The following is a 21,309-nucleotide window of genomic DNA, read 5'->3' as shown; positions in this document are numbered from 1 at the left end:
CTGTCGATTTCCGTTCTGCCCGAGGGCGCTTCATGCTATCAGCTGGCATCATGACACAAGAGGGCACAGTAGCCGCCATCGCCAATCGCGAAGGCCAGGATTCCCAAGCGCTCCTTGCCAAGGTGGCTGAAGACTGGCGCACAGCAGGCATCAGAGTGGTCGGTGTGTTGGCAGAAAACAACGATGCCGGAGGCGTGTGCAGCGCTGGTTTTTTGCGCGACATCGCCTCGGGCACGAGCTATTCGGTCCGTCTCGATACGCTGCCGACCGGCACCACATGCCATCTCGATGCCGCGGGAATGGATGATGCCTGCTCGGGGCTGCTTACCCAGATTGCCTCGGCAGATGTCGTTGTCATCAGCAAGTTCGGCAAGCTGGAGGCGATGCAGCAGGGCCTTTGGGTGGCATTCACAGCCGCTGTCGCCGCTGGCAGGCCGCTGCTGACGACGGTTTCGTCCAGGCATGTGGAAGCCTGGACTCGGTTCGCCCCTGCGGCGGCATGGCTCGATGCGGACGACCCTTCGATCGAGCGATGGTGGCAGGGCGCGAGTCGGCAGGCCTGTCAGCACAAGCATGCCTAAGGCCAGCCGTCGCCCGAGGGCGCTCAGCCCGCCGCTGCCGCCAGATTCTCTTCCGACCCGGATTCCAGTCGGTCGCCGACCGACAGGCCGTGCGACCTGGCGAAGGCCGCAGCCGTCATCTTCTGGCCGGCCTCGGTACGAACTCTGCCAATCTCGACGGCTCCGCCTTGCGCGGCGACGCTCATGGTCTGGTCGCCGATGGCGACGATCGTGCCAGGTTTTCCCTGAACATCGCCGAAGCGGCGCGCTGGATGTTTGCGACTCTCGAACAGACGCACCTTTTGGCCCAGGACGGTTGTCCAGGCTCCGGGTGCCGGATCGCATCCGCGGACGAGATTGTGAAGGAAATCGAGATGCATGTTCCAGTTGATCCTGGCGTCAGCGTCTCGGCACCAGCCCTCATATGAAGCGGCATCCTCGTCCTGCACAATCTCGCCGTGCCGTCCCGCCACCACAAGGTCAGCGGCTTCCAGCATGGCTTCGACGCCGAGCGGGAACAGTCGGTCGAAATAGACGGTCCCAAGCGTGTCGTCCGGCCCGATCGCAACGCGCTTTTGCAGGATCACAGGTCCCTCGTCGAGACCGTCGGTCGGCCGGAAGATGGTCAGCCCGGTTTCGGTTTCGCCCTTGATGATCGGCCAATTGATCGAACTCGGCCCGCGATACTTTGGCAGCAGCGAGGGATGGTATTGGATCGTGCCGTGCCTGGGGATGTTGACGAACTCCTGCGGCGCGAACTGCAGTACATAGGCCATAACCGCCAGATCGACATCGAGCGCCCGCAACGCGCCTTCCGCCGCCAGACTTTTTAGGTTTGGCAGTTGGAAGAGGCGCAATCCGCGTTCTTCAGCCCCAAGCCGTAGGGGATCGGGGCGGGAGCCGGGCTTCTCCGGCGCACAGAACACGGCGGCGACTTCGTCGCCGCGAGCCAGGAATGCCCTCAGAACGCTCCAGCCGAAGGCCTGCTGGCCGATGATTGCGATGCGCATGCTATTCCTCCAATGCTGGCAAAGACAGTCCCTCTCCCGCACACCGAAGGCGGCGGGTCGGCCGATGATGGTTGATGGAAACGCGGCTATCCCTGGCTTGGCCGGGTCGCCGCGGAGTCAGCGTCCCGTGTTGATCCAGACGGCCTTTGGCTCGGTGAAATTGTCGATTGCCGCGTCGCCGTGCTCGCGGCCGAAGCCGGAATCACGAGCGCCGCCCCAAGGCAGCCGGATGTCGGTCGGACCGTAGGTGTTGATCCACACCGTTCCGGCTTTCAGCCTCTTCGTGAAGCGATGAGCCCTGCCGATATCGTCGGTCCACACGCCGGCCGCCAGGCTATAGACGGTGCCGTTGGCGGTGCGAATGGCGTCCTCGTCGTCCTTGAAGGGGAGGACCGCTGCAACCGGGCCAAAAATCTCCTCCTGCGAGATGCGCATTTCGTGGCGCACGGCGGCAAAAACCGTGGGTTCGATGAAGTAGCCCGTGTCGCCGCGCCGGGCTCCGCCCGTTATGATGGAGGCACCCTCGCCGCGGCCGATGTCGATATAGTTCAGCACGCGTTTCATCTGCGCTTCCGAGACGACTGGTCCCATCGCGGTCGACGTTTCGAGCGGATCGCCGATGCGGATCGACCTTGCGCGTGCCGCGAGCCGTTCCACGACCTCGTCATAGACGCTTTCATGCGCCAGGATGCGCGAGCCGGCCGAGCAGACCTGTCCGGTGTTGAAGAAGATGCCGGATCCGGCGGCCTTCACCGCGGCATCGATATCTGCGTCCGGAAAGACGATGTTGGCGGACTTGCCGCCCAGCTCCAATGTCACGCGCTTCAGATTCCCGGCCGCGCCTTGGAGGATCTGGCGTCCGACAACGGGCGAGCCAGTAAAAGTTACTTTGTCGACATCAGGATGGTCGACCAGCGCCTGCCCCGCGACCTTGCCGAAGCCGGGCACGACATTCAGCACCCCGGTCGGGAAGCCAGCTTCGAGCGCCAGGTCGCCGATCTTCAGCGCCGTAAGCGGTGTGACTTCGGCCGGCTTCAATACCACCGTGCAACCGCAGGCAAGCGCCGGCGCGATCTTCCACATGCCGATCATCAGCGGGAAGTTCCATGGGATGATGGCACCGACGACGCCCAACGGCTCGCGGACCGTATAGGTCAGAGCATCCGCCCGGGCAGGAATGACCTGGCCGTTTATCTTGTCGGCCATGCCGGCATAGTAGGTAAGCGTGTCGAGCACGGCCGGCAGGTCCTGGCGGCGGATGGCCGAGACTGGTTTGCCGGAATCGAGGCTCTCGAGCCGAACCAACTCGTCCTCGTCGCGGCGAATGAGATCGGCCAACTTCAAGAGCAGAGCACCGCGCTCGGATGCCTTCATGTGGCTCCAGGCGCCCTCGAAGGCCGCGCGCGACGAACGCACTGCGGCATCCACGTCATCCGCGCCCGCTTCCGCCACCTTGGCCAAAACCTCGCCTGTGGCTGGGTTCAGCGTCTCGAACCAGCGGCCGGACATGGCCGCAACGCGGCACCCATCGATCAGCAGCTTGTTTGTTTCATAGGCAATCCGGTCAAGCACCGCGCAACTCCAATTATATGAAGGAGATTTCATATCTCCGCCACGCGATCGCGACTGGTGCGGTCGGTTACGGGATGGCTGCTAAGCTAGTTTCGCCGTAAAACCTTGGGAATATGAAATCTTATGCCAATAGACCGGGCGCAACATATGAACATGCGAACTTATGTTGCCACCATCAAGATATGATCGACAGTTCATATTAACGGAACGGACGACGTGACATGATCCAGGTCGAGATCGAGCCAGTCTGGCGCTTCAAGCAGCGTGACGACAAACGTTCGTTGCGCATCATGCTGGACTTCCTCGCCGAGATCCGAGCGACCGGCAAGATCACCGCAGCCGCTGATCGAGCGGAGGTTTCCTACCGGCATGCCTGGAACCTGATCGAGAAATGGTCCGAGTTTTTCGATATGCCTCTGGTGGTCCGCAAACAGGGCAGCGGCACCAGCCTGACGCCCTTCGGCGACAAGCTGGTCTGGGCCGGCCAGAGACTGGAGGCGCGTTTGCGGCCGTTCCTGCAAAACCTGTCGCAGGAGCTGGAGACGGAGATCAACCAGATGCTGCCGCATGGGCCGCTCGTCCTGCGCGTCCACGCCAGCCACGGCTTCGCGGTGCCGAAGCTGCGCGAACTGCTCAATCGCGAGGCGGACATCGATGTCGATTTCCGCTACGTGACCAATCAGAATTCCCTCGTCTCCCTGGCGCACGACGGCTGCGACTTTGCCGGGATGCATCTGCCGCAGGGCGAGTTGCGCAAGCGCGCGATCGCCGCCAGCAAGGGCTGGCTGACCCCCAGCGTCCATCGCGTCATCGGCCTCGTCACGCGCGAGGTCGGCCTGATCGTGGCGCGCGGGAATCCGCATGGCGTCGCGACGGTCGAGCGGCTGCTCGACCCACAGATACGCTTCGTCAACCGCGATCCGGATTCCGGTACGCGGCAACTGTTCGAGCACCTGCTTGCCCAGCATCGTCTCGATGGGCCGCGCATCAACGGCTACGAGCAGGTCGAACACACCCATGCCGCGGTGGCGGCCTACGTGGCTTCGGGCATGGCTGACGTCGCCTTCGGGGTGGAAGCGGCGGCGCGGCAGTTCGATCTGGATTTCGTGCGGCTGCTCACCGAGGACTACTTCTTTGTCTGCCGCAAGGATATCCTTGAGATGGATGCCGTGAAACGAATCCTGAAGGTCATGCAGGGAAAGGAATTCCATGCCGCGATCTCACGGGTGCCGGGCTACCGGGTGAAGGATCCGGGCATCATCAGGACCATCGGCGAGGTGTTCCGCAAGTCGGACTAGCCGGTAGCCCAACCCGGCGTTGGCAGATTCAAGTTCCTCTCACCGGAGGCGGTTCCGACTGCGCCGCGCGCGATTCCGGACCCGATGTCTCAAATCGATGTGCGACTGTCGCAAGCATCGCAGCCGCGCACATACGAACGTCTAGGATCACGGTCGATCAAGTTCCACACCAAGGGCCGGATTCAGGACCCGTGCAGTCTCGCACGAGCACACGGGTTACGCACTCGCGCGCAGGAACAGTCTAAAGAGAGGACAACTCCGCAATGGCCACGATTTCAGAAATGAAGGAACAACTCGACCGCGAGAAGAACATCACTCGCTCAGGCCCCCCAAAGGCCCCGTCGAATCCCTTCTTCGGAGTGGGTCCCATCACGGACGCGACCATCGACGAGGTTGCCGGAAGGCTGCGTCGGGCCGAATTCGATGCCTGGCTGGAAGCCAACTACCGCAAGCTCGACGACAAAGGCAACGACCTCGGTCCGTTCACGACGGCTGAGATCGGTCGCAGCATGCATCGGGGCTACCCCGCAGACAAGATTCTGACCGACATGATGCGCTCCATCCATCAGTACTTCGAATTTCCGAAGCAGAACTTGATGGCCGTGGGACTTGGTGGAGGGCACAGCGGCTTTACGGTCGCGGTCTTGCATCTTATGAACCCGAACAACGCTCATCAGCGCGTATACGTCGACACGACGAAGCCGGAAGCCGCCGAGTCCGACGGCGCCGGATTTTTCAGGCAGTCCTGGGCGACCCAGCTTCTCGAACTCCAGAAGTTTGCGAAGAACGGCAGCGCCGACAGAATTCAGCTCGCGACCGTCGAAGGGTCGATCCCTACCGCGGCCGAGCTCGAGGCTCTCGGGACGACCCTCTTCGTCGGCGTCGGGCACGAGACCACGGGCGCGAACTCCTATAGCCGATCCGAGGTCGAGGAGCTTCTGAAGTGGCTCGATGGCGATCCCGCGAACCGTCACGCCGTCTTCGACGCAACGTCCATGCTGGGGGCGATGCCTTGGGGCGAAGATCTTGTGCGGGAGGTTCTCGCGAAGTGCTGCGTGTTCATGCCGTTCCAGAAGGCGATCGGCGGCATCTCAGGATACTTCGTCGTTTCGTTCACCCCCCAGGCGTTGAAGCTCGTCGAGACCAACCAGAACGACCCTGCATGGGCCATCCCCCGCCAGCTCAAGCTGGCACCGCCCGTCGACGCGAAGCTTCCGATCAGCGGAAAGAGGTCGCTGGCGATCGGACCCTTCTACGACGCGGCTCAGCAGCGCATGATTGGCGGGGTCATCAACACGTACAGCGCGCTTGCGTTCGCCGAGACCACGTTCGGCCTCCTCCAGACTGCCCGACGCGTCGGCCCGGTTGGCGACTTGAACCGCCGCTCGGTGGAAAACCGCCGAGTGATCTCCGATTGGATCGACAACAACTCCCTCTTGAGCTTCACCGTCAAAGAACCCGAAAAGCGTGGAGCGGCTGTCGTTCTTCTGAAAGTCAACGACTCAGATATCGCCGACAAGCAGATGCACGCGCGGATCATTGCGCGCTCGAAGCAGCTCCTTGGCTACGAGGGCATCACGCATGTGAATGGCGAGCACGAGAAAGGCCTGGACGCTGCCCGGTACGTGAACGCGTTCCCCGGTATGCCCGGCGACTACCGGGCCTGGATCGGGGGCATCCGCGACCCCGAGGATGTCCGCCTTCTTCTCGACAACCTCGCCTATGCCTACCGCAGAGCGAAGATTGCCGTCCTCGAAGAGGAACTGTCGGCGCAAGGCGCGCGGTTCGAGCGCGCCGCTTCCGCCGAGGGCTTGGCCAGGAAAGACGACCCGAAGCGCGCCTACACGGTCCTGATCGCCGACTTGCTCGGCCTGCGAAAGGGGAAGAACGGCTCGCCGGATAGCAGTGAGATCGCCGCCTATATCCGTGAGAAGGGAGGCGAATTCCACCTCGGTCCGCTGCAAGATCGCAACGCGCTGGAAGGAGGGAATATCCACTTCTTCTATCAGCCGGGACTGAGCACCGAAGCCGAGCTTCTGGGGTGCACCAGCCAGGGAGAGTACGATGCCCTGATCACGGCGGCCACTTTCATTCCCAAGCAGTCGGTGTTTCCGCTCGGCGGCGTGAGGATTGGCGCCGGGACGGGAAACATGGGTTCCGCCTCGTGGGGAGGTCCTGACGGTGTCGGCGGCGTCGCGCCGCTGATGAACACGCCGGGCATCAACAGCCGCGCCACGGCCCAGATGGTCATGAAGGCCCTTATCAAGGTCGTTCCCAATCTTCCAGTTGATGAGCTGCACAGGAGGACGGTGGCCGGGAATTTCGACACCGGGCGCGACCTGAAGGATTTCCCGACGGCAAAATTGGAAGGGCAGAAGCTCGCCGTCCTCGGATACGGCAACATCGGCAGGGAAGTGGCCAAGCTGGCGAAAGCATTCGGCATGCGCGTTTGCGTATATGCTCGCGAAGCTCACAGAGACTGGATCGAAGCGGAAGGTTTCGAATACGCCGACAGTCCGGTGAAGATAGCGATCGATGCCAACGTCCTCTCGGTGCATGTCGGCCTTGGCCGCCTCGATGCGTCGACAGGCAAGTTCAGCAATGCCGGTCTCGTCAACCATGAAGTGCTCTCCGGGCTCGCCGACGGGGCGGTGCTCATCAACTACGATCGCGGCGAGCTCGTGGATATCGATGCCCTCGATGCGGCGCTGCTGGCGGGCAAGGTGAGCTATGCATCGATAGATGCGGACATCTTCAGCGATGCGGACAGCGGCACACTGCGCGGGCCTCTTGTTCCCTATCTGCCGCTGAGCGAACGGTACCCTGGCAAGCTTGAGCTTCTTCCGCACGTCGCGGCTGACACCGATCATCCAACTCGTGTCGCCGGCGCCAAGCAGGCGATTGACCAGATCTACGACGCTATCCAGTTCAAGGCGGTGCGAAACTTGAAGGGTGCCTTGCCTGAAGGCTACGTCGACCTGGGCTCAACCGTCCCGGTAGGCATCGGCAAATCGACCTCAGCCAACCTTCGCGCCCTCGCGGATCAAGCCGAGGAGTTGAAGGTCCTCCGTCAGCTCTCCGAGAGAATTGCGGCGGTAATTGGCGGGATCGATGCGACGTCGGATCCCGAGCGGCGCGCGAGCTTGATCGCCCGATATCATAGCAGCCTCGCACTCGATCTCCTCAAGCACCGGCGCATCCTTGAGGAAGCTGGCCTCTTCACTCCAGCCGTATCATGACGGTGGGCTTCTGAGCAGTGGCTGACAGCTCCCAGGTGGTGGGCTCAAACCCTCCACCCTGCCCTTCCTTGATGATCCCCGCATAAAGGATATGCGGTTTTGGCTACGAGGGATTGGCTCTCGCTCCTGCTGCCCCGAAGGGCCAGGGAGCGGCGGAGGCTCTGCATGCTCCGGAAGTCAGCGATGGCGGCGGCCGATAGAAACATAGCGAACCCGCATTCGGCAACCAAATGACAATTTCAGGCGCCTGCTGTCATCCTGCCGCCCATCGGTTGAGAGCAGCATCTGCCAAACGCGAGGTACTTGCCTCGGCACGAGAGAATGTTCGACCGATGGATCGTGCGCCTGGGCGGCTACGAGATCCTGGATTCCTACAGCCTCATTTCTTGTGACAGCGCCAGGGAAGTAGCCAACAGGTTCCGCGCCGGGCATTCCCTCTCGAGCTCCGGAACGGTCCTGCGGTCATTGATGATCGTCACCCTAGTTCCTCCTAACAGCGACGCGTGAATTGTCCTCGGCCGTCGCTGGGTCACTGGATTGCTTGGGCGGTTGAATCAGGCGGACGCCTTCACTGGACGTGAAGCGCTGGACGGCTCGACGGCCAGACGTATGAGGAGGCCCCCGCTTCGACCGATACCGGGCACGCGCTCAATTTGGGGCGTGCAGAAGCCCGAACGCTGCTGCGGTTGTGCCAAGCACAATCGGCCGCCACCTTTCGACTTTCCGCTAGAACCGTTCCTGCCATGTAAGCGAACGCCTCCACGTGAGGGCTTCGTCTTTCTGGGCATCTCAGCGCGCCCGGCCATTCCGCCGATCCTCGGAAACGCCCTCGGCGTGAAGCGGAAACGCATCATGCCCTCGTCTTCCTATCTGCCTTCTCGTCGTCACCGACTACTAGTTTGAGCCGCGGCTGCTGAGCGACGATCTCCTTCATCTCGTCGGCCGAAAGCCTGCCCCTGTTGAGAAGGGCCTCTGCGACGCGCTCGGTCTCCTGACGCTGCTGCTCCAGGATGCGCTTGGCCCGGTCGAACTGTTCCGAGAGCACCTTGTCGACGCGCTGCTGGAGGTAACGGTCGAAGCGCATCGCGGAGAACAAATCGGCCTCCTCGGCAGAAGCCAGGTAGGCAAGGCTCTCGCCCAGCCCGTAGGAGGCCTCGAACATGAGCGCCGAGAGCGTGGCGCTGTGAAGGTCCGAACCTGGTGACCCACCGCTTCCCGCAGCACGGCTGCCGAGCAGCAGCTCTTCAGCTGCCAAGCCCGCAAGGGCGACAGCAATGCGATCGAGAAAGTCGGCACGGGTTCTTTCCGGCAGCTTCGCGGCCCTGAAGAAGGCCCCGCCGCCGTCCTGCACCTCCCCCTTCGAAGGGTCGATCGCGTCGACGATCGATACGGCAAGGAGCTCGCCCGCGCCAAGAACAAGGCCGACGATAGCGTGGCCTGCCTCGTGGACCGCGGCCCTCCTCCGCAACGGCTCGGGAATCGGCACCTTAGGCGGGAGTTCAGCCTCAAGATCGGCTAGCGCCATCTCCCGCCGGGCGCGACGAGCGCGGCGCCCGGCTTGGCGGACGAGTTGCTCAAGCGAGGCTCCGTTCCAGCCCTCCGTCCGTTCGGCGACGCCTGATAGGTCGGCATCGTTAAGCCGACCCTGCAGGTGCCACCGAAGGATTCCCTCGCGCCCTTTCCGATCGGGAAGTGGGATCCTGACGTGCCTGTCCAGCCTGCCGGCACGAACGAGAGCGGCATCGATCCTCCAGGGATGATTGCAGGCACCGACAACGATGACCCCTTCCCTGCCCTCGGCACCGTCGATGCATTCGAGCAGCGCCGCCACGACCTCCGTGCAGTACTGCGAGTTATGGTCGTTGAATCTCTCCCTGTCGCCGACGGCGTCGATCTCGTCGATGAAGATGATCGACGGCGCTTTCTTCCGGGCTTCGTCGAAAGCCGCGCGCATCGCCTTCAGCATGTCGCCGAGATGGCCCTTGGCCTGCCAAGCGCGCGATCGAGCCGAGGACGAGATGGATGCCGCAAGTGCGCGCAAGCGCTCGAGCGAAGGTGGTCTTTCCGGTTCCCGTCGGGCCGGAAACAAGAATGCCGCGGTCGACGTCCGCCCAACCGATCTTCCCGACGCGCCAGTCTGCGAGGTCCCTCGCCAATTCGCGGCCCCACTCGCCGGCTTCTCCGAGTCCGTGAAGGTCGTCGAGCGTCGGGCCGGTCACTTCCGTTTCCTTCGGCTTCGAGGCGGCCGCCATGGCCTTCTTCATCAGCGAGATTGCCGTCGAAACCGGACGGCCGCGGCGGAGGGTCGATGCGACGATCGGGAGCGGGACGGTCGCGATGAACTGCGCCTGTTCGGGGTGACGTGGACCTTCAGGCACAGCTTCGCCGCCGCGACGATGTGCCGAGGCAGCGCGGGTCCGACCTCTACCACTCCGTCCGCGGCGATGCGGAAGCTGTCCGGCACATTGCTCGCCGTGTTGGCAACCAGGACCACGCGGCGCCTCATTGTTGCTGACGCACACCGAAGACCGGTCCAAGTTCGAAAAAGAAGAACTGTCGAAGGCGCTCAGGGCGGCAGCCAAGAGCACGATGATTAGCCCGAGGCCCCCGAGCCCGGCAGCTGAAAGCGCCAACATACCCAGCGTTTCCAAGAGGTGGGCCGGGCCGACCATGAGGGTCGCGAATCCAAACCCCATGCCGCCTAGGATTGTCACCCCTATCACCGTTCCCGCGACGCGCTTGGCCTGTTCAAGTCTCCGCATTCGACCCCTACCTTCGTGGGAAATGGCTGTAAGCAGCCGGATTCCTTCGAAGCCGGCAAGCTGCCCCCCAAGATCGGCCCCCACGGCTGTCGAAGTCCGTCAAAGGGGTCGGATCGGGCGGGCTGTTCCCGTGCCGGATACGCACCTATTCCTCCCGCACAGTGTTCGTGGGAGCGTCGCGAGCTATTGCGATTCCGTGTTGCGGCTTGGCGCCCTTGGCGGCACCAACCAGGTCAGAGACTTCGGCAGCAGACAGATAGCTTGACCGCTCGAGTACTTCCGCGACAGCATTCAGCGCATCCCGGTTCGTCTTCAAGACCTCGGTGGCCTCCGCCATCGCGCATCAGAGATGATCGGGCGATCCGGGTGCCTTCCCAAATCCTGACAATCAGCAAACCTGTTGACGAATTTCCGGCGTTAGGTAGCAAAAACCACCAGATCTCCTGAGCGAGCTGATCTACCCTAATCTCCCCTATTCGGTAGCAACAGTTACTACCGAGTAGCGGGGGATGTCTCCGGTAGTGGGAATAGGAACGCTACCGGTGGATGACTCACTTGCACGTAAGCTGAACAGGCTTTCCGCCCGCAATCGGCCCCGAGTTTGATCTAGCGCAACGTCCTCCTGCAAGCAGCGCCCGATATTCGAAGCGGATCGATCCTCGGCGATCTCATTCCAGACAAATAAGGACTAGAAGAAAATGCATTCTATGAAACTTGTGCTGTCCATTGCGGCGGCCACTCTGATAACGGCCGGCACCGCTTGTGCCGCCGAGTTTGAAATCAACATGATGAATATGGGCAAGCATGGGATGTTTCAGCTCGAACCGTCCTTTCTCAAGGTAGCGCCCGGTGACACCGTCCATTTCGTCGCCAAGGACAAGGGCCACGACGTTGAATCCATTCCCGGCATGCTGCCGGACGGTGCCCAGCCGTTCAAAGGCGAGATGAACAAGGATGTCTCGGTCACATTCACGAAGCCCGGCGTATACGGCGTCAAGTGCAATCCCCACTATGGCATGGGCATGGTCGCGCTTGTCGTGGTCGGCGACCCAAGCAGCAACCTCAAGGCCGCCGAGTCGGTCAACCAGCCGGGCAAGGCCAAGAAGGTGTTCGACGAGCTCTTCAAACAGGTCGGTCAATGACGGGCGGGAAGGCCCTTCGCCCTGCGCACCGATCAGGCAGTGACCAGGCGTAGCTCGCGATTGCCACTGGTCTTTCCATGGTGCTGGTCGCTGCCTGTTTGGCCGCGGCCAGCACCTGTTCGTCAGGCCTGTGGTCGACGGGATCGAGATAGGCACGGTGCAGCGGTACTGACTAACCAAGCAAGCACCGCTTTCGATGCTTCGACAGTCTCGGCAGCGGCTTCAAGGCCCGCCCACGCGATCCCGCTCGGCGACCTCCAGGATCATTTTGGATGCCTCGCCCCAGGGCGGCAAGCCGTAAAGCCTGCCGTTACTGCAGGGCCGATGCATGCGACTCCAGTCATCGGCCCTGCCACACAGACTCCGGCAGTGACGAAGCATCCGCCATTGGCCTTTCGTCGCGAGCGACCGTGGCGACTTCGCGCAGGTAGGCGCGATGCTGCTCTTCCCCGGCGTCGCCGCGACATACAAGACATACAAAGAAATAGAAGGCGAAAGCCAGCATCTCACTTTCCACCACAATGCCAAGGCCTGATGCGGGCTGGCACGCTCATCTCCGCCGCGTCCCCTGATCGCAGGACGATTTCTTCGACATGGTCGCGCTGCTCCTCGATAAGCGCGCTGAATCTTCCGGCAACCTCACGCTCATGATGCCTTTTCCATGAGGGCCTCAACATGAGCGCGCCACCTGGAGAATGAGCCCCAATACGACATCGACTGGCACCATTTGAGTTTGTCTTAGATCAAAGAGCCGCCGGCGCGATCGTCTAAGGGTAGCGCGCGTCCGATCAATAGGCGATCGGGCCTTTGATGTAGATGGCCGGCCACGAGAATGAAATCAGGTTTCGAATTCGGATGGAGATCGGCGGGCCGGAGGTTCCTGGCCTCTTTCTTTCTCCTGCTTGTTCTTCTGTCGTCACAAGCCGAGGCCAGCGCGTCCGGGCGGCTAGGTGAGTTCCTCGGACGGATCAAAGCATCCGACATTGACACGTCCGCTGACAGCTTCGGCGGGGTCGAGGGCAACCCGCCTGCGGCGAAGCTGCTCAAGGGGGGCCAGCTCGTCGGCTACGCCTTCCTCACGAACGATGTCGTCGATGCGACCGGCTATTCCGGCAAGCCGATCAACATCGTTGTCGGCATCGACCTCGACGGCAAGATCACCGGCGCAAAGCTCGTCGAGCATCACGAACCGATCGTTCTTGTCGGCATCCCTCAAGCCAAGATCGAGCATTATATAAACGGCTTCGTCGGCCGACGCGTCCTTGATCCGGGCGACGAGAAGCGAATGCCGGTCGACATCGTCAGCGGCGCGACGGTCACCATGATGGTCATCGCCGACAGCATGACCCAGTCGGCGGTCAAGATCGCGCGATCGCGCTACCTGGGAGCGGCAGCTGCGAGCGTCGCCCCCCAGCCGGCCCACCGCGCGATCGATCAGGCCAAGAGCGCCGTCGAAACCTGGCAAGCCTTGCTCGGCGACGGATCCGTCCGCAGGCTTGCGATCACCAACAAGGAACTCGACGAACTGTTTCAGCAGACGGGCAATGCCGCGGCGATCGCCCGCCCGCAGGCAGGGGACCCGAATGCCTCCTTCGTCGACATCTATGTCGCGCTGGCCAGCGTGCCGACCGTCGGCCGATCGCTGCTCGGCGATGCCGAATATGATCGCCTTCGCCGGGATCTGAAGCCCGGCCAACAAGCGATCCTCGTTGCGGGCGACGGACCATACTCCTTTCGCGGCTCCGGCTATGTGCGCGGCGGCATCTTCGATCGCATCGAGGTGATCCAGAGCGAGAGCAGCATACGATTTCGCGACCGCAACTATCGGCGGCTCGGCGCGGTGGCGGCCGAAGGCGCGCCGGACTTTCCCGAGATTGGGATCTTCGTCACGCCCGATGGTTCGAATCTAGACCCCGGCGTACCATGGCGGTTTCAGCTCTTGGTGCAGCGCGCCACCGGAGCGCTTGACAAGGCGTTTGTCACGACGGGACTGGACTACTCGACCCCCGACCAGTTCCTCGCCGCACCTGTTTCGCCGCCGACATCGGTCGTGCCGCAGGCGGCGGCCGCGCCGACTTCACCTGCCGCGCAACCGACGGCGATCACCGACGATGAGCCGCCGCTGTGGCAGCGGATGTGGCAGGCGAGGAAGTTGGACATCGCTATCATGCTCGCCGCCATCGGCGTGCTCACCGCCATCTTCTTCTTCCAGGATTTCCTCGTAAAGTGGCCTCGCGCTTTCGAACGCATCCGGCTCGGCTACCTGGCGTTCACGCTCGTCTGGCTGGGCTGGTACGAGCATGCGCAACTGTCGGTCGTTAACATCCTCACGTTCTTCAACTCGCTGCGCGGCGATTTCCGGTGGGACTATTTCCTTCGTGACCCGCTGATCTTCATCCTGTGGTCGGCGATCGCGGCCGCGCTGCTGTTCTGGGGTCGCGGCGCCTATTGCGGCTGGCTCTGCCCCTTCGGCGCGCTGCAGGAGTGGACAAACCGGCTGGCGCGTTGGGCGCACATTCCGCAGGTCCGCGTGCCGTTCTGGCTACACCAGCGCCTGTGGCCCTTCAAATACATGATCTTCCTCGCGCTTTTCGGCCTGTCCTTCGGCTCGCTCGGCCTCGCAGAGGAGGCGGCCGAGGTGGAGCCGTTCAAGACCGCGATCATCCTGCATTTCGCGCGAGAGTGGTGGTTCGTCCTGTTCGCGGTTGGCTGCCTCGCGCCCGGCCTCTTCATCGAACGCTTCTACTGCCGCTACGTGTGCCCGCTCGGTGGCGCGCTGGCTATCCCAGCCCGCGTGCGCATGTTCGACTGGCTGAAGCGCTACAAGGAATGCGGCTCGCCCTGCCAGCGCTGCGCCAATGACTGTCCCGTCCAGGCGATCCATCCGGAAGGCGCGATCAATCCCAACGAATGCATCCAGTGCCTCAACTGCCAGGTGCTCTACCACGACGACCAGCGCTGTCCGGTGATGATCCAGAAGCGCATCAAGCGTGAGAAGTTCCTGGCGCTGCAGTCACCGTCGATGATCCCAGAGCCCAAGCGCAAGCCGAGGGTCCTGGTGACCGTCAACGGTCGCGAACAATCCGTGGAACGGAAGCCTGCGGCCAGCCAGGCCGCGCCGACAGAAGGAGAGAACCAATGAGAGATGACGACAGACCGGAGGAAGCTGGAGTAAGCCGCCGGAAGCTTCTGACCGGAAGCGGCAAGGCCGCCGTACTGGCTGGCCTGGCCAGCGCGGCCGGCGGGGGAGCCGTCGGCGTTGCCGGGCTCACGAGGCCCGCCCACGCCAAGGAGGCGACCAACGAGATCCGCCCCGGCGATCTCGACGAATATTACGGTTTCAACTCGAGCGGCCAGTGCGGCGAGGTGCGTGTCTTCGGTCTGCCTTCGATGCGTGAACTTATGCGCATTCCGGTGTTCAACCGGTGCAGTGCCACAGGCTGGGGGATCACCAATGAGAGCCGTAAGGTCCTGACGGAAGGGTTGATGCCGACCACGCAGGCAGTCCTTGCCACGCGCGGCAGCGTCTACCACAACGGCGACCTGCACCACCCCCATATGTCGTACACGGACGGCACGTATGACGGGCGTTATCTGTTCGTCAACGACAAGGCCAATTGTCGCGTCGCGCGAATCCGTTGCGACGTGATGAAATGCGACAAGATCATCGAAATCCCGAACGCATCGGACATTCACGGACTGCGTCTCCAGAAGTATCCGCGGACCGGCTACGTGTTCGCCAACAGCGAGCACATCATCCCGATCCCGAACGACGGCAAGGTCCTCGACGATCCCAAGCAGTACTGGTCGGTCTTCACGGCCATCGACGGCGATACCATGAAGATCGCCTGGCAGGTGCTGGTCGACGGCAATCTCGACAACACCGACGCCGACTACCAGGGCAAATACGCGTTCTCGACCTGCTACAACTCCGAGCGCGGCGTGACGCTCGCCGAGATGACGTCGGCGGACCGCGACTGGGTGGTGCTCTTCAACCTCAAGCGCATCGAGGATGCGGTCAAGAAAGGCGACTACAAGGAGATCAACGGCGTGCCCGTGGTCGACGGGCGGCACGGCTCGCGCTACACGCGCTATGTTCCGGCCGGCAACAACCCTCACGGCTGCAACACGGCACCCGACGGCATCCATGTCGCGATCGCCGGAAAGCTCTCGCCGACCGTCACGCTTCTGGACGTGCGCCGCTTCGACGACCTGTTCGACGACAAGATCCAGCCGCGCGACGTCGTCGTCGCCGAGCCTGAGCTGGGTCTCGGACCGCTCCACACGGCTTTCGATGGGAAAGGCAACGCCTACACCACGCTGTTCCTCGACAGCCAGGTCGTCAAGTGGAACATCGACAAGGCGATCCAGGCCTACGGCGGCGCCAAGGTCGACCCGATCGTCCAGAAGCTCGACGTCCACTATCAGCCGGGCCACAACCACACTTCGATGGGCGAGACCAAGGAGGCGGACGGCAAGTGGCTGATGTCGCTCAACAAGTTCTCCAAGGATCGCTTCCTGCCGGTGGGACCGCTGCATCCGGAGAACGACCAGTTGATAGATATCTCCGGCGAGGAGATGCGCCTGGTCCATGACGGGCCGAGCTTCGCGGAGCCGCACGACATCTGCCTGGTCCATCGCTCGAAGGTCAAGCCGATAATCGTGTGGAAGCGCGACGACCCGATGTGGGAGGAAGCGCGCCAGCAGGCGGCGAAGGACGGCGTCAAGCTCGAGGAAGCCGCCGACGTCATCCGCGACGGCAACAAGGTGCGCGTCTACATGCACTCCGTCGCGCCGACCTACAGCCTGGACAAGTTCACGGTGAAGCAGGGTGACGAGGTCACCATCACCGTGACCAACATGGACGACGTCGAGGATCTGACCCACGGATTCACCATAGTGCGCCACGGGATTGCGATGGAGATCTCGCCACAGCAGACAGCGTCCGTGACCTTCATCGCGGACCGCCCCGGCGTCCACTGGTACTATTGTCAGTGGTTCTGCCATGCCCTGCACATGGAAATGGCCGGGCGCATGATCGTGGAGCCGCAGCCGGCATGAACCGGAACCGGCATAGCGGGAGCGCAGTCGCGGCGGCCCTCGTCGCCGCCTGCGCCTTCCTCTTCCCAGGGGCGGGACGGGCAGAAACCCTTGCCGTCCCTGCGGGGGGTGACGGTCTTCGGCATGCGATCGTCATGTCGCATGCCGGCGACACGCTGCGTCTCGCCGCCGGCACGCACCAGGGCCCGATCCGGATCGACCACGCACTTACAATCGAGGCCGAGCCAGGTGCCGTGCTCGACGGGCAAGGCAAGGGCCGAACTATCGAAGTGGTTGCTCCGGATGTCGTCATGCGCGGCCTCACGATACGCAATTCGGGCATCGACGATCCCATGGACGCGGCGGTTTTCCTCGAAGACAGCGCCGCGGGCGCGATCGTTGAGGACAGCCGGATCGAGAACAGCCTGGTCGGCATCTATGTTCACGGCGCCGCCAACGCGATCGTGAGGAACAACCGCATCGTCGGACGGACCGATCTCAGGACCAACGAGCGCGGCAACGGCGTCTATGTCTGGAACGCGCCGGGAGCGCAGGTGATCGGCAACTACATTACCGGCGGACGAGACGGCATCTTCACCAATGCCAGCCGCAACAACATCTTCCGCGGTAACCGCATCGAGAACGTCCGCTTTGCCATTCACTACATGTACACGAACGACAGCGAGGTCAGCGACAACGTCTCGCGCGGCAACCACGATGGCTACGTCATCATGTATTCGAGCCGCCTCGCGATTCGCCGCAACCTGTCGGAAGGCGATGGCGATCACGGCCTCCTGCTCAACTACGCCAACGATGCGGATATCGAAGACAATGTCGTGCGGCGAAGCGACCAGTGCGTCTTCATCTACAACGCCAACAAGAACATTTTCGCTGGCAACTGGTTCGAGGATTGCGCCGTCGGCATCCATTTCACTGCGGGCTCCGAGCGCAACCGGCTGACGGGCAATGCCTTCATCCATAACCGCTCGCAGGTCGTCTACGTAGGAACGCGTTCGCTCGATTGGTCCGCGGACGGACGCGGCAACTACTGGAGCGACAATCCGGCGTTCGACCTGAATGGCGACGGCATCGCCGATACCGCCTATCGCCCGAACGACATCTTCGACAAGGTCGTGTGGACTTATCCGATGGCCAAACTCCTCATCAACAGCCCGGCCGTGCAGGTCATACGCTGGGCTCAAGCGGAATTCCCCGCGCTCCATCCGGGCGGCATCATCGACAGCGCGCCGCTGATGGCGCCCATCCCGCCCGCGCTGGAGGTGAAGCCATGACCATTTTGCCGACAATCTTCATGGAAGGCGTGTCGAAGCGATACGGGGACAGTTACGTCGTGCGCGACGTGGACCTATCGGTTGCGCCCGGCGAGTGCGTCGCCATAGTCGGGCACAACGGAGCCGGCAAGAGCACGCTGGTCAAGATGGCCCTCGGCCTGCTCACGCCGACCGCAGGGCGCATTACGCTGCTCGGAGAGAACCCGGCCGGGCGCCAGGCAATGGCATTCCGGCGCAGGATCGGCTTCCTTCCTGAGAACGTCGCTTTCTCACCGGCCATGACAGGCCGGGAGGTGCTGCGTTTCTACGCGCGTCTGAAGCAAGTACCGCTTGCGGTCACCGATCGGCTCCTAGAACGTGTGGGACTCGCTGCCGCTGCGCGCCGCCGAGTCGGCACCTATTCGAAGGGCATGCGCCAGCGGCTCGGATTGGCGCAGGCGCTTCTCGGCGAGCCGCGCGTCCTATTCCTCGACGAGCCGACGACCGGCCTCGACATCGAGTCTCGGCAGATGTTTTACGACGTGATGGCGGAGTTGCGCGACGCCGGAGCCACGCTGCTGCTTTCCTCGCACGCGCTCAGCGACATCGAGCAGGCCGATCGCATCGCCATCATGAAGGCCGGCCGCATGGTCGCATGCGGCGCGCTTCCGGAACTCCGTCGCCTGGCGGACTTGCCCCTTCGGATACGGGTGCGTGTCTCCGATGCGGATGCAGCGCGGGAATTCGCCACTCGACGCTCTGTCCAGTGGCTCGACGATGCGTATTTCGAGCTCACCTGCGCCGACGACAGCAAGATCGAGGCAATCCGCGGCATCTCGCTGCTGGACGGCGTGTCGGACATCGAAGTGATGCCGCCAACATTGGTTGATCTATGCGACGAGCTTACACGGGAGGCCGCCGAATGAACGCCATAGCAACCATTGCCGGCCGCGAGATCCGCGACGGCCTGCGCAACCGCTGGGCCGTTGGGGCCGTCCTGCTGCTGGCTGGCCTGTCGCTGACGCTTGCGTTTCTCGGCAGCGCTCCGACGGGCGTGGTCGGCGCAAGCCCGCTCGAGGTCACGATCGTCAGCCTGTCGAGCTTGACCATCTTCTTGGTCCCGCTCATCGCGCTCCTCCTTTCTCACGACGCGATCGTCGGAGAGCGGGATCGCGGGACACTGCTTCTTCTCCTCTCATACCCGCTCTCTCGCTGGCAGATTCTCGTCGGCAAGTTCCTCGGCCACCTCTCGATCCTCACGATGGCTACGGTGCTCGGCTACGGCGCCGCCGGAGCGGCTCTCGCCGTTGCGGCGGGCGAGTTCGATGTAGACAGCCTCGGCAGCTTCGCGGGGATGGTCGGCTCGTCGGTGGTTCTCGGCGCGGTCTTCATCGCGCTCGGATACCTGGTCAGCGCCACCGTGCGCGAGCGTGCAACCGCGGCAGGGCTTTCCATCGGCATCTGGCTGGTTCTGGTCCTCCTCTATGACATGGCGCTTCTCGGCCTTCTGGTTGCCGATCAGGGCAGGACGATCAGCGCCGCCGCGTTCAATTGGCTGCTCCTCCTCGATCCAGCGGATATCTTCCGGCTCCTCAATCTTGCCGGACTGTCGAAAGCCAGCTTGTTCGCCGGCATGGCGGGCCTTGCCGAGCAGATGCAATTCGGCCGCGCTGTGTTGCTGACAGCCCTGACGGCCTGGGTCGCTGTGCCCCTCGCGCTCGCCGCCCTCGCCTTTTCAAGGAAAGAGCCATGATCCGCCCAACCGTTCGCGGCGCACTCCTTGCCGCCGTCCTCTGCATCCTGCTCGCTGGCTGTAACGAGGACATCGCCGGCCAGCCGAAGCCGCCACCGCAGGAGCCGACGGCCACGTCAGTCGCCTATTTCTGTTCGATGGGCCTGCTCGAACACGGCGGCCCGAAGGCACAGGCCTTCCGCGCTGGCAAATCCGAGCCGCTTTGGTTCTCGTCCGTACGCGATGCGGTCGCTTTTTCGATGCTCCCGGGGGAGCCGAAGGATGTCGTCGCGATCTACGTCAACGACATGGCGAAGGCCAAGAATTGGGAGCATCCCGAGGCAGGAACCTGGGTTGAGGCGCATGATGCCTGGTACGCCATCGGCAGCGACTACAACGCCGATATGGGCGGCAAGGAGCCGGTGCCCTTCTCTGATGAGAAGGCTGCCTGGACGTTCACGGTTGCTCACGGCGGAACCGTCGTGCGCTTCAACGAGATTCCGGAGAACTATGTCCTGGAAAGTGATGACAGCGGCCACACAGCCGATGTTTCGGCCGGCGAATCCAAGTTTCCCAAACCCGCGGTAAAGCAATGACAATCCTCAGCAACGGAATTGACGCGGGCGACGCGTTAGCAGACCGGATAACCAGACGCCGCTTCATCCGCATCAGTGGAGCCGTGGCAGGCGTGAGCCTTGCGGCGCTTGGGGCAGGTCTTGCGCTGCCGGGCCGGGCATCGCCGCTGTTCCACGAATGGCGCGGTGTCGCGCTTGGTGCCGACGCCTCGCTGCAGCTATACCACCCAGATGCTGCGGAAGCCGAGCGCCTGATCGCAGATGCGCTCGACGAGGTGCACCGGCTGGAGCGCGTGTTCAGCCTCTACGACAACACCTCCGCGCTTTCCCGGTTGAATAGAGATGGTGAACTCGCCGATCCACCGCAGGAACTCGTCGAGCTACTGGCAGAGAGCGCGCGCTATGCTCGCGCTACCGGCGGCGCCTTCGACCCGACGGTGCAGCCGCTCTGGACGCTCTACGCGAATCATTTCGGAGTGGCCGACGCTGACCCGAACGGTCCGTCATCGGCCGACATCGGAGGCGCCGTGGCCAAATGCGGCTACCAGCGCGTGAACGTCGACACCAGTAAAGTGGCATTTGAGCGGTCGGGCATGGGCCTTACCCTAAACGGCATCGCGCAAGGCTACATTACCGATCGCGTCGCCGAACTTCTGCGTGCCCGTGGTGTCACTCATACTCTGGTGGACATGGGAGAGACGCGCGCGCTCGATGCTCATCCGACGGGCCGGCCGTGGTCGGTCGGAATAAAAAACCCGCGAGCAGAGGACCGTCTCATTGCGGCGATCGCCCTCGACAACCAAGCAGTCTCCACGTCCGGCGGCTACGGGACTCAATTCGATGCAGCAGGACGGTTCAATCACATCTTTGATCCTGCCACAGGTTCGTGCGCCAATCGCTATCTCAGCGTCTCGGTCGTCGCGTCAACTGCTGCCTGCGCCGACGCACTCTCGACGGGCCTATCCGTTTTGCCCCTAGAGCGGGCTTCGTCAATTCTCGCCGACGCCGGAGCGACGCGGGCCTATTTCGTGCTTCCCGACGGGCGCATCGTCGACCGGAGCAGCTGACGTGCGGCTTCGAGGTTCTTGGGACTTTGATGACAGTCGTC

Annotated in this window: 15 protein-coding genes and 1 pseudogene; 11 read left to right on the top strand and 5 right to left on the bottom strand. The window is 62.9% G+C overall.

The window, feature by feature from the left end:
• Nucleotides 1-32 precede the first annotated feature (32 nt).
• A complete protein-coding gene (locus AB4136_RS06385; protein ID WP_441930642.1) occupies nt 33-581 on the top strand; it encodes a DUF2478 domain-containing protein in 549 nt (182 codons plus the stop codon).
• 23 nt (nt 582-604) lie between these two features.
• On the opposite strand, the gene AB4136_RS06380 is transcribed toward AB4136_RS06385, so the two are convergent.
• Together AB4136_RS06380 and AB4136_RS06375 are read right to left on the bottom strand one after the other, a co-directional pair.
• Nucleotides 605-1,570, bottom strand: a complete 966-nt coding sequence (locus AB4136_RS06380; RefSeq protein ID WP_441930640.1) for a methionyl-tRNA formyltransferase — start codon at nt 1,568-1,570, stop codon at nt 605-607.
• 117 nt (nt 1,571-1,687) lie between these two features.
• Complete coding sequence (locus AB4136_RS06375) at nt 1,688-3,079, bottom strand: aldehyde dehydrogenase family protein (RefSeq protein ID WP_441930957.1); 1,392 nt, start codon at nt 3,077-3,079, stop codon at nt 1,688-1,690.
• A gap of 284 nt (nt 3,080-3,363) precedes the next feature.
• On the opposite strand from AB4136_RS06375, the gene AB4136_RS06370 reads away from it, so the two are divergent.
• The gene (locus tag AB4136_RS06370; RefSeq protein WP_441930638.1) at nt 3,364-4,440 is read left to right on the top strand and encodes a substrate-binding domain-containing protein; all 1,077 of its coding nucleotides are present in this window, start codon (nt 3,364-3,366) and stop codon (nt 4,438-4,440) included.
• Between the two features lie 263 nt (nt 4,441-4,703).
• The gene (locus AB4136_RS06365; protein ID WP_441930636.1) at nt 4,704-7,679 is read left to right on the top strand and encodes an NAD(P)-dependent oxidoreductase; all 2,976 of its coding nucleotides are present in this window, start codon (nt 4,704-4,706) and stop codon (nt 7,677-7,679) included.
• 850 nt (nt 7,680-8,529) lie between these two features.
• On the opposite strand, the gene AB4136_RS06360 is transcribed toward AB4136_RS06365, so the two are convergent.
• Complete coding sequence (locus AB4136_RS06360) at nt 8,530-9,204, bottom strand: hypothetical protein (protein ID WP_441930955.1); 675 nt, start codon at nt 9,202-9,204, stop codon at nt 8,530-8,532.
• Nucleotides 9,196-9,931 (bottom strand): annotated as a pseudogene (locus AB4136_RS06355) (AAA family ATPase); the annotation flags it as partial. The pseudogene AB4136_RS06355 and the gene AB4136_RS06360, both read right to left, overlap by 9 nt.
• Before the next feature lie 1,217 nt (nt 9,932-11,148).
• Between AB4136_RS06355 and AB4136_RS06350 the strand changes: the two are divergent.
• The gene (locus tag AB4136_RS06350) at nt 11,149-11,583 is read left to right on the top strand and encodes a pseudoazurin (protein ID WP_441930635.1); all 435 of its coding nucleotides are present in this window, start codon (nt 11,149-11,151) and stop codon (nt 11,581-11,583) included.
• Between the two features lie 340 nt (nt 11,584-11,923).
• On the opposite strand, the gene AB4136_RS06345 is transcribed toward AB4136_RS06350, so the two are convergent.
• Entirely contained in the window at nt 11,924-12,088 is a 165-nt protein-coding gene (locus AB4136_RS06345; RefSeq protein ID WP_441930633.1) for a hypothetical protein, read from the bottom strand.
• A 327-nt stretch (nt 12,089-12,415) separates the two neighbouring features.
• Here AB4136_RS06345 and AB4136_RS06340 point away from each other — a divergent pair, with 327 nt between their 5' ends.
• The 7 genes from AB4136_RS06340 to AB4136_RS06310 are packed head-to-tail and all read left to right on the top strand — an operon-like array spanning nt 12,416 to nt 21,268.
• Complete coding sequence (locus AB4136_RS06340) at nt 12,416-14,725, top strand: 4Fe-4S binding protein (protein ID WP_441930632.1); 2,310 nt, start codon at nt 12,416-12,418, stop codon at nt 14,723-14,725.
• Nucleotides 14,722-16,644: a TAT-dependent nitrous-oxide reductase gene (nosZ, locus tag AB4136_RS06335; RefSeq protein WP_441930631.1), complete on the top strand. Its 1,923-nt coding sequence runs from the start codon at nt 14,722-14,724 to the stop codon at nt 16,642-16,644. The genes AB4136_RS06340 and nosZ overlap by 4 nt, the downstream gene beginning before the upstream one ends.
• Complete coding sequence (locus AB4136_RS06330; RefSeq protein ID WP_441930630.1) at nt 16,641-17,915, top strand: nitrous oxide reductase family maturation protein NosD; 1,275 nt, start codon at nt 16,641-16,643, stop codon at nt 17,913-17,915. Before nosZ ends, AB4136_RS06330 begins: the two co-directional genes overlap by 4 nt.
• Nucleotides 17,912-18,820 (top strand): ABC transporter ATP-binding protein, encoded by a 909-nt coding sequence (locus AB4136_RS06325; RefSeq protein WP_441930629.1) that lies wholly within the window; start codon nt 17,912-17,914, stop codon nt 18,818-18,820. Before AB4136_RS06330 ends, AB4136_RS06325 begins: the two co-directional genes overlap by 4 nt.
• Nucleotides 18,817-19,647 carry an ABC transporter permease subunit gene (locus tag AB4136_RS06320; RefSeq protein ID WP_441930628.1) on the top strand — a complete coding sequence of 277 codons (831 nt, stop codon included), beginning with the start codon at nt 18,817-18,819 and terminating at the stop codon, nt 19,645-19,647. The genes AB4136_RS06325 and AB4136_RS06320 overlap by 4 nt, the downstream gene beginning before the upstream one ends.
• Nucleotides 19,644-20,222 (top strand): nitrous oxide reductase accessory protein NosL, encoded by a 579-nt coding sequence (locus AB4136_RS06315; protein ID WP_441930627.1) that lies wholly within the window; start codon nt 19,644-19,646, stop codon nt 20,220-20,222. Before AB4136_RS06320 ends, AB4136_RS06315 begins: the two co-directional genes overlap by 4 nt.
• The gene (locus tag AB4136_RS06310; RefSeq protein ID WP_441930625.1) at nt 20,219-21,268 is read left to right on the top strand and encodes an FAD:protein FMN transferase; all 1,050 of its coding nucleotides are present in this window, start codon (nt 20,219-20,221) and stop codon (nt 21,266-21,268) included. The genes AB4136_RS06315 and AB4136_RS06310 overlap by 4 nt, the downstream gene beginning before the upstream one ends.
• The last annotated feature ends 41 nt before the right edge of the window (nt 21,269-21,309 follow it).

It is taken from the genome of Mesorhizobium sp. 2RAF21, assembly GCF_052115345.1.
Taxonomy (GTDB): Bacteria; Pseudomonadota; Alphaproteobacteria; order Rhizobiales; family Rhizobiaceae; genus Mesorhizobium; species Mesorhizobium terrae.
This window is presented reverse-complemented; position numbering and strand designations above follow the sequence as displayed.